Source organism: Mesorhizobium escarrei, assembly GCF_935825525.1.
In the GTDB taxonomy this organism is placed as follows: Bacteria; Pseudomonadota; Alphaproteobacteria; order Rhizobiales; family Rhizobiaceae; genus Mesorhizobium; species Mesorhizobium escarrei.
Genome location: NZ_CAKXZT010000135.1, coordinates 1361 through 16278 on the forward strand (window position 1 = coordinate 1361; position 14918 = coordinate 16278).

A 14918-nucleotide genomic window follows, 5' to 3' on the forward strand; every position below is an offset into this window, starting at 1 on the left:
GACCGACGGCTTGGCCGGCTGGCCAAGGAGTGCGGCTATCGGATCGGCTTCGGCGGCAGACACGGACCGGCGGACCTCGATTGCGATTCCATCGACCTTCCGCGCATCGAGGTTCGCGGGGATCGCTCACTCGATGACTTTGTTGCCGGTGTCGAGGCCGTGCTCGAATGAACGGTGAACTTGTCAGTGTCGTTATTCCCGCTCACAATGCGCAAGATACAATCGACGAGACGCTCCGCAGCGTGCGCTCACAGTCCTATCGTGCGCTCGAGATTATAGTTGTTGACGATGGCTCCCGCGACCAGACTGCCGCGATCGCCCGATGTCACGCGGAGATCGACACGCGGGTGCGGCTGATCGAGCAGGCAAACGCCGGTGTGGCCGCCGCCCGCAATACCGGCTGGCGAGCGGCGCGATCCAACCTGATCGCATTCGTCGATGCCGACGATCTCTGGGCGCCGACCAAGATCGAGCGTCAGCTGGCTGTGATCGATCGGACAGACGAGAAAGTAGGACTCGTCTACTGCTGGTATTTGGTGATCGATGCACAGAGCATGATAATTGATCGTCAGCACCGGCCAAACTGGCGGGGCGATGTGCTTGAGCGCCTCTTCCACGGTAATTTCGTCGGCAACGGCAGCGCCGCCCTGGTCCGCCGGCAGGCATTGATCGACGCCGATGGGTTCGAGAGTCGGCTGCGCGAGGCAGGCGCGCAGGGTTGCGAAGATATCCTGTTTTATTGTCGTGTCGCCGAAAGGTACCACTTCGAAGTCGTCGAGGAGCCGCTGATCGGGTATCGCCATTTGCCGGGAAACATGTCGAGCGACATGAGCCGCATGCTGCGATCCTGGATGCTTGTGGTGGACGAGATGCTCGGCCGCCACCCGGGTGCGGCACCGACGTTGTGTGAGGGCCTGCATTTCTATTCGGCGTGGCTCCTTGAGCGGACGTTGCACCAGAGGCAACCACGCTATGTCCTTCCGATCATGTCGCTGCTGCTTCGCCATCATCCCGCTATCGCCATGCGGATAATCGCCGTCGATTTGCCTCGGGTCGGCGCGCAGTGGGCCAAGCGCGTCGTTACGAGGCTGGTGCGTGGTCGCCGGCCGGCCCCCCCGCAGGTGACGGCGCGCTTTCCCGCGGGGGAGCTGAAATGAGCGAAGCCGGTGGCGTCATACGACGCGGTGCAGTCCGTGCTTCGTTGCGCGATCTGTCGCACCTGCTGCGCATCGTTGGCAAGCCGCGCTGGGCGACGCCAGCATTGCTCGCGCTCGGCTTTCTGTCGTCCGTGGCCGAAACCCTGGGCATCACGCTGATCCTGCTGTTTCTGTATCTGGTGTCCAACCGGGAAACAGGAGATGGCTTTCAGGGTCGAGCGCTGGGCGAGGCAATTGCCTCGTTGGGTAGCCCTACCCGGCTCGCGGTGGCGATCCTCCTGCTCATTCTCGCGCGTGGAGCACTGGCGCTGGTATACTCCTTGATAAGCTCCAGCATCGGCGAGCGGATCAGCGAGCGCACGCGCAATCTAGTCCACGAGCAATATCTCAGAGTCGCCTTCGGATTCGTCCAGCAGCGCGAGCAATCGCAGCTCATGGAAGTGCTCGGGACCGAATCATGGTTGGTTGCGCAAGCCTATGGGGCGGTCACCCGCCTTATCATAAACAGTTGCTCGATCTTCGTGTTCGCCGTCTTTCTGCTCACGATCTCGTGGAAGATCTTGCTGATCGCGGCTGTCGGCTCAATCGCAATTTCGGCAATCTTGCGCATATTTTCGCGGCCCGCTCGTGATCTGGGGCGTCAGGTGAAGAAGATCCATCAATCGCTAGGCGAGCACATGCTCATGACGCTCCAGGCATTGCGCACTATCCGCGCCTATGGACAGGAGGCGCTTCATCAGCGCCGTTTCGTGCAATCGTCGGCGGCCGCACGCAACGCCTCGTTGTCCCTTATCCGCCTTTCGTCATGGATCGGTCCGACCACCGAGATCGGCTATCTGGGAATGTTGGGCTCTATCGTCCTGGTTTCCGGGTGGTGGCACATCAGCTTCGAGGTGACGCTGGCCGCTGTCGCACTGCTGTATCGGTTACAGCCGCATACGCAGGAGTTCGAAAGCAACCTGCTGTTGCTGGCGCAGATGCAGCCGCAACTGCGCTCGGTCTTGGAGATGATCCAGTCCGAGGACAAGGAATATCCATCGCAGGGTATTGTCGCGCTCAGCAATCTGGACGCGAGCATCGTCTTTGAGCACGTAAGCTTTGGATATGATCCAGACGCGCTGGTGCTCAATGACCTGTCGTTTGAGATTCCAGCCGGAGTAACCACGGCGCTGATTGGCGCAAGTGGCGCAGGCAAGACTACGATCGTGAACCTCCTCCTGCGGCTATATGAGCCGACCTCCGGCGACATAAAGATTGACGGTACCCGGCTGGAAGACGTCAAGCGGGACGATTGGCTGTCCAGGATCGCCGTAACGGGTCAGGACGTCGATCTCGTCGAGGGCACGGTGACAAACAACATCCGAATGGCCAAAGCCGATGCGACCGAAGACGAGATCATTGCCGCCGCCCGCAGTGCCGGCGTCGCTGAATTCGTCGAGGGCCTCCCGGAGCGCTATGACACCTGGATCGGGCAGGAGGGGCTGCGATTTTCGGGCGGCCAGCGGCAGCGCATCGGCCTCGCACGAGCTGTTTTGCGCGATCCGGACTTCCTGATCTTGGATGAGGCGATGAACGCACTTGATACCGCGCTTGAGGACCAGGTGCGGCGTGCGATTGGTCGACAGCTTGGCAACCGGACAATTTTGTTGATCACGCACCGCATCGAAACGGCGCGTGATGCCGCAAATGTCATTTGGATCGAGAACGGCAGAGTGAGGAGGCAGGGGCCCGCCTCCCTCGTTGTTCCTCAATATCAACAGCACCAGCAAGAAATTGTATCTGCCACTGACGATCAGAGTAAGGGCCGGTAACCTCCTGCGGTTTCTTCAGTTGGCCGTTTCTTCAGTTGACGGGGGGCGGTGGCATGTCCTCACAACCGGCGGCGATACCAGGCCAGCGCCGTTTCGACGATCCGGTCGATTCCGGATTGCTCAGGCATCCAGCCGAGTTCCCGGGCCGCCTTGCCGGCCGCGGCCACAAGCGCAGGCGGGTCGCCTGCCCTGCGCGGACCGTAGGCCACGGGGAGGCGCGTTCCCGACGCCCGGCTCACCGCATCGACCAACTCGTTCACCGTCGTTCCGGTTCCGGTGCCGAGATTGTAAACATGGACTCCCGGATCGTGTAGAAGCTTCTCCCCTGCCAGAACGTGAGCGCGGGCGAGATCGGTGACGTGGACATAGTCCCGCACCGCGGTTCCGTCTCTTGTGTCGAAGTCGGTGCCATTGATGGTAAAAACCCGGCCCGACCTGATCGCCGCGTCGACAGCGAGCGGAATGACATGCGTTTCCGGTTCATGCCGCTCACCGACATCGCCGTCGGGATCACATCCGCCCGCGTTGAAATACCGCAGAACAACCGCGTTGAGGCCATGGGCATCGGAAAGATTGTCCACCATTCGTTCTATGATGAATTTCGACCACCCATAGGGATTGATGGGCGACTGCGGATGCGTTTCGTCGATCGGAGAACGAACGGGAACGCCGTAAGACGCGCAGGTGCTCGAAAAGATCAGCTTGTCGACGCCGGCCTTCAGCATTTCCTCGAGCAAGACCAGCGTCCCAAAACTGTTGTTTCGGTAGTAGAGTTCCGGGCGCTCGACGGACTCGCCGACATAGGCGTAGGCGGCGAAATGCGCGACCACATCCGGCCGATATTGGTGCAGCGCTGCTGCCACTGCTGCACCGTCGCCAACATCGCCCTCGACAAGCGGTCCCCATTTGACCGCGTCGCGCCAGCCGCGCGAGAGGTTGTCATACGCAATGACCGACCAACCGGCACCGGCGAACGCCTTGCAACAGTGTGAGCCGATATAGCCCGCCCCGCCAGTGACCAAGACTGTTTTCATTCGGCTGCAGCGGAGTGGGCATATCCCGATGAGACCAAGTCATCGAAATAGGCAATCGTCTTGGCGAGACCATCGCGCAATGCGATTCCTGGCTTCCAATTGAACTCGCGCAAGGCACACCCGATATCGGGCTGTCGCTGCCTTGGGTCATCGACGGGCAAAGGTAAAAACCTGATCTTGGATCGGCTTCCGGTAAGCTCGGTTATCAGTTTGGCGAGTTCGAGCATCGTGAATTCGACAGGGTTGCCGAGATTGATTGGGCCGGTCACATCGTCGGCCGTGTTCATCAGGCGAACCAGACCGTCGATGAGGTCGTCGACGTAGCAGAATGAGCGTGTCTGCTCGCCGGTGCCGTACACAGTTATCGGCTTGTTTTGCAGTGCCTGCACGATGAAGTTGGAAATGACGCGGCCGTCGTCCGGACGCATCCTCGGACCGTAAGTGTTGAAGATGCGCGCTACCTTGATTCGCAGCCTGTGTTGCCGCCAATAGTCGAAAAACAGGGTTTCGGCACACCGCTTGCCTTCGTCGTAGCAGGAACGGGGCCCTACCGGGTTTACCCTGCCCCAATAGTCCTCGGTCTGCGGGTGAACCTCGGGATCGCCATAGACTTCAGACGTGGACGCCTGAAGGATCTTTGCGCGAACCCGCTTGGCGAGCCCCAGCATATTGATCGCTCCATGGACATTGGTCTTTGTCGTCTGGACCGGATCGAACTGGTAGTGAACGGGGCTTGCTGGGCAAGCAAGGTTGTATATTTCGTCAACTTCTATGTAGAGCGGAAATGTCACGTCGTGGCGAATGATCTCAAAGGATCTGTGGTCAAGCAAATGCGAGACGTTTTTCCGACTTCCTGTGAAGAAATTGTCGACGCATACGATCTCGTGGCCTTCAGCAAGCAATCGCTCGCATAAGAATGATCCCAGAAAACCTGCGCCCCCGGTCACCAAGACTCGCTTTGCCCGCTGCATTTTGGGACCCTCACGCCAGTTGTTCATGCTATCGAATGCCCAATGCCCCAAGGCGAGGATAGGAAAGAAATGCTGCGTCGCAACACAATATGTCAACGCGCTTGAAATAGTCGCGTGAGGCGTGGCGCAAAATAGCGAAACCGGCTGAATTTGTGGATTTTCGGCAATTTTGCTTTCGAACCTCAGCCTGACGGCAATCGGCGTTGAACGCGAATGCGCTGCAATGCAGCATGATTGATTGCCAATCAGGGGGGAACTTGGGTCCCTGCGACGTGCTCCATAAGGCTCCTATCGTTGCCGATGAACGCACCTGGGGTCGAACGCTGACATGGCTGATGTCCACTTTCGACCCCTTGCGTTCTTCGCCAACCCCTAAGCCGGTTGCAATTCCCTGCGCGGCAGCCGCGGAAAGGCGATCGCCACCGCCACCGCGCCGAGCCCGACAAGGGCCGAGCCGATGAACAGCCAGGAATAGCTGGCATAGGCGTCGAACACCATGCCGCCGGCGAGCGGGCCGAAAGCCATGCCGATGCTGGACAGCATGGTAACAGCACCAAACACGGTGCCGAGGATGCGCTGGCCGAAATATTCGCGCGCCAGCACCGCATAGAGCGGCATCACGCCGCCATAGGTGGCGCCGAAGATGACGGCGAGCGTGTAGAATTGACCAAGCTCGCTGACGGCAAGATAGGCTGCAATGACCACCGACTGTATCGCCAGACCGGTAATTAGCACCGGCTTGACCCCCAGCCGGTCGGCAAGCACGCCGTATAAAAGCCTGCCGCCCAGCCCCGCCAGGCCCTCGATGCTGTAAATGCTGACCGCCGCCATCGGCGCTATGCCGCACAGCATCGCATAGCTCACCATGTGGAAGATAGGCCCGGAATGCGCCGCGCAGCAGGCAAAGAAGGTCAATGCCAGAACGATGAATTGCGGCGAGCGCAGCGCCTGTGGAACCGACATGCCGGTATCGTCGGCGGCAAGATCGGAGGCGGCGTCGTCCGCGGCAGGCTTGGGCGGCTGTCGCACCAGCAATGCGGCCGGCACCAGCAGCGCCCAGGCCGCGATACCGATGACGAACATGGCGGTGCGCCAGTCATAGGCCGAGATCAGCCAGCGCGCGAAGGGCGAGATCGTCATTGGTGCCACGCCCATCCCGGCCGAAACCAGCGAAACCGCCAGGCTGCGGTTCTTGTCGAACCACGCCGTGGTCAGCGCGATCATTGGGGCGAAAAAGGCGCTTGCCGCGAGGCCAACGAGAACGCCATAGGTGATCTGGAAGACAAGCAGCGAGCCGGTGCGGCTGGCCAGCACCAGCGCCACCCCGAGCAGCACCGCGCCTGTCATCACCACGATCCGGGCGCCGTAGCGATCGTAAATGGCGCCCCAGGCGAAACCGCCGAGGCCCATCACAATGAAGTTCAGCGTCATCGCGCTCGATATGCCGGCGCGCGACCAATCTGTGTCGAGCGCCATCGGTTCGAGGAAGATCGCCAGCGAGAACATCGCCCCAAGGGCGACACAGGTCATCAGGGCGCCAGCCGCGACGATGACCCAACGATAGGAAAGGCTCATGCTTTTTCTCCCGAGATCGTTTGGACACGGCGCGACTTCTTTCGAGATTTGTCACACCGCTTGCGTCCGAAGGACGATGGCGACATTTCGAATCCTACAATCCGGTTGCATTTTTTAGCCAGTCGGGAAATCGCGCCACTCGATTGCCCCATTGCATTGACCGTGCGCCGTCCTGGGCTAGATTTCCAACCTGGCGATCAGGAGCTATCAGGCATGGAACTTCATCGCGGCCGTCTCATCGACCACGTCCAGTTGGTGGTCAGCGACCTTGCGGCAAGCCGACGCTTCTACGAGGCGGTTTTCAAGGTGCTCGATGTTCCCATCGGCGGCAGCGCCGAGGATTATTTTTGGGCCGACGAGTTGTTCGTCTCCAGCATCGACAGCCGGGCGGCCAGCGGGCAACTGACGGGCCGCCACCACCTTGCCTTCCAGGCCAAGGACCGCGCCATGGTCGACGCCTTCTACAAGGCCGGCCTCGACGGCGGCGGCGTGGACAACGGCGCGCCGGGCGAGCGGCCCTACCATCCCGGCTACTATGCCGCCTTCCTGCTCGATCCCGACGGCAACAACATCGAGGCCGTCTTTCACGGGCCGGCCAACCGAAGCGCCGCTTCGGTGAAGATTACGTTCTGATGACCGGGTGATGGATCGGCGCCGGAGGCCATCCCGACCCTATCCTATTGCGTCAGCGTCGCCATTTGGCCCACCGGGAAGTCGACGAACAGCCGGGCGCGGACCGGTAGCTGTCGCCCATACGCATGGACGATGTGCACCGGCATGGTCGGCATCGCCACCTCGGGCAGGATGCGGACCAGGCGGCCGGTGTCGAGATCGTCCTGCACGGCAAACTGCATCAGATGCGCGATGCCGGCTCCGGCAAGCGCCGCTTGCCGGATGGCGCCGCCGTCGTCCGTATCGAACCGCCCGTTCGGCACGATTGTTGTGCCGTCGGCCAATATGACCGGATAGGGACGGCCGGCCATCTGGTAGCGGACGAAGTCGTGGCTCTGCAACGCCATGATCGAGGCCGGCCGGCCACGCTGTTCGACATAGGCCGGCGAGGCCACCAGCACAATCGGCAGATTGGCGATCTTGCGCGCGATGAGCCCGGTGTCCGACAGCGCCCCCATGCGCACCGCGACGTCATAGCCTTCGCGGATCAGGTCGGCGTGGCGGTCGGTAACGTTGAGTTCCAGTTTCACCTCGCTGTGCTGAGCCAGGAACGCTTGCGCCCAAGTGGCGATCAGGCCGCGCCCGAGCATCCACGGATGCCGTGACGCGCAGCAGGCCGCGCGCTGTATCGGCCATCTGGACGATGTCCTCGGCATCATCGAGCGCTCTGAGCAAAGGCGCGATCCGCTCGTAATAGGCGAGGCCTTCGCTGGTCAGGCCCAGCCGGCGGGTCGAGCGCTGGATCAGCCTGACGCCTAGCCGGCGCTCGAGCCGCGCCACGCTCTTCGACACCGCCGACGGGCTGGAGCCGACCAGCCGGCTGGCGGCATGGAACGAGCCCGCATCGACCGTGCGCACGAAGGCGACGAGACCGGCGGTCTTTTCGAGAATTGTGGTCATTCAAGAATTCCAGGCTCGAAAGAACCGATCGAGGTGATCCTAATACGCCATCCGATCACTATTAAATTCCGCCCATCATCGACAAAGGAGAAATTTGATGAGCAAGCTGAACGGCAAGGTCGCAATCGTCACCGGCGCCTCCAAGGGTATCGGCGCCGGCATAGCCAAGGGTCTTGCAGCGGCCGGTGCCGCCGTCGCCGTCAACTACGCCTCATCGCGGGAAGGCGCGAACCGCGTCGTTGCCGAGATCAAGGACGCAGGCGGCCGAGCCATCGCCGTCCACGGAGATGTGTCGCAAGCGGCCGATGTGCGCCGCCTGTTCGAGGCGGCCAAATCTTCGTTCGGCGCGGTCGACATACTGGTCAACAATGCCGGCGTGTTCGCGTTCGAGCCGCTGGAAGCGGTGACCGAGACCGAGTTCCACCGCGAATTCGACACCAATGTGCTGGGCACCATCTTGACCATCCGGGAGGCGGTGAACCATTTCGGTACCAAAGGCGGCAGCGTCATCAACATCAGCTCGGTCGCCAGCCTCAACCCGCAGCCGAACTCGCTCGTCTACGCCGCCACCAAGGGCGCGGTGGATTCGATCACGCTGTCCATGTCGAGAGAACTGGGCGACCGCAACATCCGCGTCAACGCCATTGCCCCGGGCGGCGTCGACACCGAAGGCCTGCAGCGGATCGGCATGGTCGGCAGCGAGTTCGAAAAGCAGATCATCGCCATGACCCCGCTCGGGCGCTTCGGCCAGCCCGACGACATTGCCCGGATCGCGGTGTTCCTCGCCTCCGACGAGGCATCGTGGCTGACCGGCGAGCGCATCACCGCCTCGGGCGGTTGGCGGTAGGCATAGAGGGGCGCGGACCGGTCGTTCACGGACCCTGCCCCACGCAGCGCGACGTCGATAAACTGCAATCGATGACGGTAGCGATCTAAGCCCTATATTGCGGCGAGGAGGAGCGCCGTTCGGTACCGATGACGGCGAGAAGCCAGGAAGATAACGGATGACGGACGACGAAAGAGCAATCCGAAAGCTGGTCGAGACGTGGATGGATGCAAGCAAGCGTGGAGACACCGCGACCGTCCTCAGCTTGATGACGGACGACGCGATCTTCATGGTTCCCGGCCGGGAGCCCTTCGACAAGGAGATCTTCGCGGCGGCCGCGCAGGAGATGGCCGGCGTTCATGTCGACGGCACGAACGAGATCGTTGAACTGCAGCTTCTCGGCGACTGGGCCTTCATGCGCGGTCGTATCGATATGACCGCGACGCCGCCAAATGGGGAGCCGGTGCGTCAATCAGGATATACGCTGACGCTCCTGCACAAGGAGGCTGATGGTGAGTGGCGGCTCGCGCGCGATGCAAACCTGCTGACCCAGCAAAGCTAGAGCCGGTCTCCGGCATCTCTGCACCGGAAGGCGCGCAGGGGGAGCGATAAGACGGCGAAGATGCGATGCAGGTCGCCCTGAACAGCGTTCCCCTCCTGCACCTGATCACACCGGCAACAGCGCGTTCGGCTTGACATCGGCGATGGAGGCGAAAGTGTGCGTTTCGCGCACGCCGGGCAGTGGCAGGATGACCCGCTGCAGGAAATCCTGGAACACCGCCATATCGGCGATCCGCGCCTTGACTAGATAATCGAAGCCGCCAACCACCATATGGCACTCCAGAACCTCCGGAGCTTTCGCCACGGCTTCGGCGAAGCGGTCGAAGATATGCGGCGCCGTGTGGTCAAGCCGGACCTCGATGAACACCAGCGTTCCCCGGCCGACCTTGCGCGGGTCGAGCACGGCCCTGACAGCGGTGATGAACCCGTCGCGGAACAGGCGCTTCACCCGTTGGCTGGTTCCGGTCGGCGACAACCCGACACGCCCGGCAAGATCAAGCGTCGTCCGACGCCCGTCCTCCTGCAGCAGCCGGAGCAGGCTGCGGTCTATCTGGTCGAGATCGCCCATTTCACAATCCACGCTATCCCAGAGATTTGTGTGCTGATTTCACGCAGAGTGGTCAAAATCAACGTATTTCATCACATGAAACCTCGCAATAGCCTGCGCTTGCCTCACCCGCTCAAAGCAAATGTGGTGAGCCGATTTCGACGAACACAGGAGTGCAGGATGACCAAGCAAGCGTTCAGCCCAGCCGGCAAGAGTGCGGCGGAAATCAGCAAGGGAGTGACCGAGATCCTGGTGCTGAGCGAAGCCGACGTGACGACGTGCATCGACCTCAGCCAGCTTCTCGATGTTCTGGAAGACGGCTTCAAGGCGCTGTCACAAGGCAAGGTCGTCAATCCACCCCGACCACAACTTGACATCCCCGGGGCCGGCTACAGCCTCGCCATGCCGGCCTGGATGGAGGGCATGAACCTGACCGTCAAGATCGTCAACGTATTCGAAGGCAACCTGGCAATCGGCCTGCCCAGCCACCTGGCCACCATCAGCTTGTTCGATCCGCTGTCCGGCTTGCCGGTCTGCATCATGGACGGCACCTTCATAACCGCGGTGCGAACCTCCGGCTCCGCCGTGCTTTCGGTGCGCGCGCTTGCGCGCCGGGATGCCAGGATAGCGACGGTGGTCGGCGCCGGCGTGCAGGCCAACCAGCACCTGCATCTGTTGCCGCTTGTGCGCGACTTTGCCGAAATCCGCGTCACCTCGAAGAGTTTCGACGATGCGGCAGCGCTTGCCCGGCTTCATCCGTCGGTGGTGGCGGTCGCCGATCTCGAGGCGGCAGTGCGCAGTTCCGATGTGGTGTGCCTGGCGACCCACTCCTATCAGCCGGTTATCGACGCAGGCTGGGTTCGGCCGGGCACGCATGTTTCGTCGGTCGGGGTGGCGCCGCCCGGCGGTGAAATGCCGATCGAGCTCATCGGCAAATCCAGTCTTTTTGTCGAGACCAAGGATGCATTCAAACCGACCCCGATCGGTTCTTGCGAGCTTGCCGACATCGACCCGGATTTCGGCACCGAGCTTGGCGCCATGCTGCTCGACCGCGCGCCGGGCCGCGTTTCGGATCAACAGATTACCACCTACAAGGCGATGGGCATTGCGATGGAAGACATGGTCGCCGCCGACCTCGCCTATCGTTGCGCCAGGCGTCTGCGCAAGGGAAAGCTCATCGTGCTGTAGGCGCGTGCCGCGAGCCAGGCGGGATCGACGTTGCTGACATTGGCGCTTTCGCGGAAGCGGCCAGGCCCCTCAGGCCGGCTCGCGCTTTAGCGCCTGCGCCATGCAGTGGATGCCGCCGCCGGTCTTCGAGATCTCGCTCATGTCGACCGCCGCCACTTCGAAGCCGCGCGCCTTGAGCTGACCGATCAGCGTCTGGCTGGATGTCGGCGCGATCACCCTGTCCTTGCCCAGCGACATGAAGTTGCAGCCGAGCGCCATCGTGTCCTGGAACGGCACGTCGATGATCTCGTGGCCCTTGCCCCTCAGCCAGTCGACGATGCCCGGCTCGGTGCAGGCGAGGCAGACGGCGGTCAGTTTCTCGGCGATCGGCACCACCATAAGATCGATATGGACATAATATTCGTCGATGAAGGCGATACGGGTTTCCCAGCCCTCCTTGTCGAACCAGGCCTGGACTTGGCGCGCGCCCTCCTCCTGGGTGCGGGCGCCGCCACAGCCGATCAGCACCACGCCGTCCTCGATGACGTTGAAGTCACCGCCCTCAAAAGTGCCCGCGGTGACCATGTCGTAGATCGGGATGCCGAGCTTCTCATAGGTGCGGATCGCCGCATAGTTCTCGCCGCGCCGCCACCATTGGGACATCGCGGTGATGATGGCGCCATACGGCGTCATGACGCTGGAATCGCGCGAATAGACCTGCATCGGCAGCTCCGGCGTCGGCTCGTGCCAGTGGATGTTGACGTCGAAATGCTCGTAAGCGGCGACCAGGTCCTTGTGCTGCGCCTGCGCGATCTGGACGTTGCACGGCGCCTCGCGCAGATGCTTGCGCGACAGCGAACTGGTCGAGAGGTGGCGCAGGAAATTCGGCGAGCCGAGCAGCACGTCGGTCAGGACGTCGGTCTCGTTGGCAAAGCCCCAGGCGGTCAATGGCTTGGTGCCGCCGGCCGGATTGCGGCGCTGCAATGAAAACGGTTCTGCTACGATGCGGTCATGGACGGTCATGGGGTTCTCCTGGCTTGAATGATCACGCGGCTTGCGGATTGTTTGGTATCCACCAGTCCCGTCCGCGCGGGGTGGTGACATATTCCGGCCAGCGGAAGTGGATCGGCGGCTCATAGTCGCAGAGCGGCGCCAGCCAATTGCTGCCGCCGATGCCGCCACCGGTGCGGGCGACGAATTCGTCCATCGCCGCATCGCGGGCGGCCTTGTCTTCCAGCAGGCGAAGGGCTGCCAACGCAATCGTCTTCGACGCGCAGGCAACCATCGGATCGATGGTGGCGGAAATGCCGCCCAGCGCGTTCATCGCCCAGGACGGGTAGGCGTGGCCACTCTCGCAACGCAGCGCCGGCCGGGCGACGTAGAACCGCGCCGTCGGCGTCTGCCACGACATGTCGGTGTAATCGTCGGAGGTGGAATTCAGCTGCGCCGGCGGCAAGTCGCGGCGCAGCAACGCCTCCGCCTCCTCAGGCGCAATCAGCCGCTCCAACTCGGCGATGAACGGCTCGTCGGTCGCCGCGCCGCCGGCATTGACCTGGATTTTGCGAGCAATCGCCTTGGCCGTCTCGTCCCAGCGCGGCGGCCCGATCATCGACAGCGCATCGTAGGCAATGTCAGCCATGGCATGATTGGCGAGCCCCGGCCGCGACTTCGACACCCAGTGCCGCTCATGGCGGCAGCCGCTCATCTTCGCGGCGGCCTCCGCGTTGCGGTCGAGCACGGCGACAACCTGCTCGGCCATCGCAAGCGTCGGCACGCGGATCATGTACTGGATCTCCGCCAGTCCGCCCGGCAGATTGTCGGCGGTCGCCTGCCCCGCCGTCAGGATCGCCTCGCTGATCGACCAGCCGCCCTGATGCGGCAGCATGGAATCGCGCAGCGCCTTGGACGCCATGTACATCATGACAAGCGCGTCGTTGGCGCCGGGCGCCCGCACCGCCGAATGCGCCTGCGGGATCGGGGCGCCATCGCATGCGCGAACCCAATTTTCGGGTTGGTCGCACACAAAACGATAGATCATCGCGTAGGCCGCGCCGCAATGCGTGTCCCAGCGTGCCGTGTTGCAGAGCGGCAGCATGTAGAAGGGATGGAAGGAGATCATGCCAGCAAGGCCGTCATAGTAGCCTTTTGCGGCATGGATCGGCTTCGACCCCCGTACCTTCTCCGCCGGCTCGCCGGTAAAGCGCAGCGTGCCCGATATGCCGTGGCGCTGCATCGCCGCCTTGGTCGCCAAAAGCCCGCCCAAGCTGGCAATGCCGAGGCCGGAATGCGGATCGGTGTGGCCGCCGGCCTCAGCGCCTAGACCCGGACGCGGTCGCTTGACGGTCGCCGCGTCCTGGCAATTGCCCGGCACCGCATCAAACTCGGCATACAGGCCGATGGTCGGCCCGGCGCCATTGGTCCAATGGGCGCAGAAAGCGGTGGGCATGCCGCCGGAGCCTTCCTCGACGGAAAAACCTTCATGCTTCAACTGCTCGACATACCAGGCGGCCGACTGGTATTCCCGCCAGGCGGTCTCGCCGAAGTCGAAGATCGTCCGCGTCCACGCCGACAGCGACGGCTGGATATCATCGAGGCAGGCAAGCGCGGTTGTTTGGGCCGAAGTGGTCACCGGTTCCTCCATGCGTGAAAGAAAGCAGTGAAGCGCCTCGCCAAAAAGTGATATGTTTTCCCGGCTCATGCAAATTCGGTTCACCTCTTGAGAATTCCATCGACGCAGGCGCTGCGCGCCCTCGACAGTTTTGCCCGCCATGGCAGCGTCTGGCGCGCCGCCGACGAACTGCATCTGACCCGCAGCGCGGTCAGCCATCAATTGCGGCTACTCGAACGCGATCTCGGCTTCGACCTGCTCGAGCGCATCGGCAAGGGCGTCGCGCTGACGCCGCGCGGCCAGCGTTACGCCAGCGACGTGCGCAAAGCGCTGACGGTGCTCGGCGATGCGGTGACGCGCCATGCCGGCACCGGCGTCGGCGGCTCGTTCAGCGTCAGCTGCACGCCGGGCTTCGCCTCGCTGTTCCTGTGCACGCACATCGGCGAATTCCGGCAGATGTACCCCGATGTCGCGCTGCGCATCCTGACGCCGCGGCGGCTGGACGACGTCAGCAACGCCGACGCCGACGCCTTCATCGCCTTCGGCGTCGGCAACTGGCCGAACCGGGCGGTCGAGCTGTTGTGCGAGATCTCGTTCACGCCGCTGTGCAGCCCGACGCTGCTCAACAAGATCGGCGGGTTCTCCAAGCCGGCCGACGTGCTGCGCGCCAATCTCCTGCATCTCGGCGACACCGAGGACTGGGCGCGCTGGCTGGCGCTGTCGAAGGTCGAGAATCCCGACATTGAGGGCGGCATTTTCTTTTCCGACATGAACCTGGTTTTTTCGGCCGCCATTGCCGGCCAGGGCATCGCCATGGGCGACGAGCTGACCAGCCGCCGGGCGCTGAGCGAAGGCCGGCTGGTGCGCCCCTTCGACATCGCGATCAGTTCCCCGCGGTCGTATTTCCTCGTTTCCGAGCATGCGAAGGCGGCGCATCCCGTGCTCGACGCGTTTGGGGGGTGGCTAAGGTCGAAGCTGTCGGAGAACCGGGTGCATCCGTATTGAGCTATGTGCCGAAACCGCCAATCTCCCCCCACGTGCCCCACGTGGGGGGATTGGCAGCTGGAGCGTCCCGCTCGCCTCTCCCAC

15 protein-coding genes are annotated in these 14918 nt (G+C 62.6%); 7 read left to right on the plus strand and 8 right to left on the minus strand.

Features of this window, described 5'->3' with window-relative positions:
• The first annotated feature begins 167 nt into the window (after nt 1-167).
• Together NMG80_RS19925 and NMG80_RS19930 are read left to right on the plus strand one after the other, a co-directional pair.
• Nucleotides 168-1157: a glycosyltransferase family 2 protein gene (locus NMG80_RS19925; RefSeq protein WP_254019675.1), complete on the plus strand. Its 990-nt coding sequence runs from the start codon at nt 168-170 to the stop codon at nt 1155-1157.
• The gene (locus NMG80_RS19930; RefSeq protein WP_254019676.1) at nt 1154-2968 is read left to right on the plus strand and encodes an ABC transporter ATP-binding protein; all 1815 of its coding nucleotides are present in this window, start codon (nt 1154-1156) and stop codon (nt 2966-2968) included. Before NMG80_RS19925 ends, NMG80_RS19930 begins: the two co-directional genes overlap by 4 nt.
• Before the next feature lie 59 nt (nt 2969-3027).
• Here NMG80_RS19930 and galE read toward each other — a convergent pair whose 3' ends face one another.
• The 3 genes from galE to NMG80_RS19945 form a co-directional block, all read right to left on the minus strand.
• On the minus strand, nt 3028-4002 hold the full coding sequence (gene galE / locus NMG80_RS19935) for a UDP-glucose 4-epimerase GalE (RefSeq protein ID WP_254019677.1): 975 nt from the start codon (nt 4000-4002) through the stop codon (nt 3028-3030).
• A complete protein-coding gene (locus NMG80_RS19940) occupies nt 3999-4973 on the minus strand; it encodes a UDP-glucuronic acid decarboxylase family protein (RefSeq protein WP_254019678.1) in 975 nt (324 codons plus the stop codon). Before NMG80_RS19940 ends, galE begins: the two co-directional genes overlap by 4 nt.
• A gap of 372 nt (nt 4974-5345) precedes the next feature.
• The gene (locus tag NMG80_RS19945) at nt 5346-6548 is read right to left on the minus strand and encodes an MFS transporter (RefSeq protein ID WP_254019679.1); all 1203 of its coding nucleotides are present in this window, start codon (nt 6546-6548) and stop codon (nt 5346-5348) included.
• 213 nt (nt 6549-6761) lie between these two features.
• Here NMG80_RS19945 and NMG80_RS19950 point away from each other — a divergent pair, with 213 nt between their 5' ends.
• Nucleotides 6762-7181: a VOC family protein gene (locus NMG80_RS19950; protein WP_254019680.1), complete on the plus strand. Its 420-nt coding sequence runs from the start codon at nt 6762-6764 to the stop codon at nt 7179-7181.
• Between the two features lie 44 nt (nt 7182-7225).
• Here NMG80_RS19950 and NMG80_RS19955 read toward each other — a convergent pair whose 3' ends face one another.
• Nucleotides 7226-7750, minus strand: a complete 525-nt coding sequence (locus NMG80_RS19955) for a substrate binding domain-containing protein (protein WP_254019681.1) — start codon at nt 7748-7750, stop codon at nt 7226-7228.
• Nucleotides 7692-8120: a LysR family transcriptional regulator gene (locus tag NMG80_RS19960; RefSeq protein ID WP_254019682.1), complete on the minus strand. Its 429-nt coding sequence runs from the start codon at nt 8118-8120 to the stop codon at nt 7692-7694. The genes NMG80_RS19955 and NMG80_RS19960 overlap by 59 nt, the downstream gene beginning before the upstream one ends.
• A 97-nt stretch (nt 8121-8217) precedes the next feature.
• Between NMG80_RS19960 and NMG80_RS19965 the strand changes: the two genes are divergently transcribed.
• Both NMG80_RS19965 and NMG80_RS19970 read left to right on the plus strand, forming a co-directional pair.
• The gene (locus NMG80_RS19965) at nt 8218-8967 is read left to right on the plus strand and encodes an SDR family NAD(P)-dependent oxidoreductase (protein ID WP_254019683.1); all 750 of its coding nucleotides are present in this window, start codon (nt 8218-8220) and stop codon (nt 8965-8967) included.
• A gap of 157 nt (nt 8968-9124) precedes the next feature.
• A complete protein-coding gene (locus NMG80_RS19970; protein ID WP_254019684.1) occupies nt 9125-9508 on the plus strand; it encodes a YybH family protein in 384 nt (127 codons plus the stop codon).
• A gap of 105 nt (nt 9509-9613) precedes the next feature.
• Here the strand turns inward: NMG80_RS19970 and NMG80_RS19975 are convergent, their stop codons facing one another.
• Nucleotides 9614-10075, minus strand: a complete 462-nt coding sequence (locus tag NMG80_RS19975) for an Lrp/AsnC family transcriptional regulator (protein ID WP_254019685.1) — start codon at nt 10073-10075, stop codon at nt 9614-9616.
• A gap of 159 nt (nt 10076-10234) precedes the next feature.
• Here NMG80_RS19975 and NMG80_RS19980 point away from each other — a divergent pair, with 159 nt between their 5' ends.
• Nucleotides 10235-11242 carry an ornithine cyclodeaminase family protein gene (locus NMG80_RS19980; RefSeq protein ID WP_254019686.1) on the plus strand — a complete coding sequence of 336 codons (1008 nt, stop codon included), beginning with the start codon at nt 10235-10237 and terminating at the stop codon, nt 11240-11242.
• Between the two features lie 69 nt (nt 11243-11311).
• Here the strand turns inward: NMG80_RS19980 and NMG80_RS19985 are convergent, their stop codons facing one another.
• Nucleotides 11312-12244, minus strand: coding sequence for a dimethylarginine dimethylaminohydrolase family protein (locus NMG80_RS19985; protein ID WP_254019687.1), 933 nt, complete (start codon nt 12242-12244; stop codon nt 11312-11314).
• A 22-nt stretch (nt 12245-12266) separates the two neighbouring features.
• Nucleotides 12267-13862, minus strand: a complete 1596-nt coding sequence (locus NMG80_RS19990; protein ID WP_254019782.1) for a zinc-binding metallopeptidase family protein — start codon at nt 13860-13862, stop codon at nt 12267-12269.
• Nucleotides 13863-13937: 75 nt separating this feature from the next.
• Between NMG80_RS19990 and NMG80_RS19995 the strand changes: the two genes are divergently transcribed.
• Nucleotides 13938-14834 (plus strand): LysR substrate-binding domain-containing protein, encoded by an 897-nt coding sequence (locus NMG80_RS19995; RefSeq protein ID WP_254019688.1) that lies wholly within the window; start codon nt 13938-13940, stop codon nt 14832-14834.
• Nucleotides 14835-14918 lie beyond the last annotated feature (84 nt).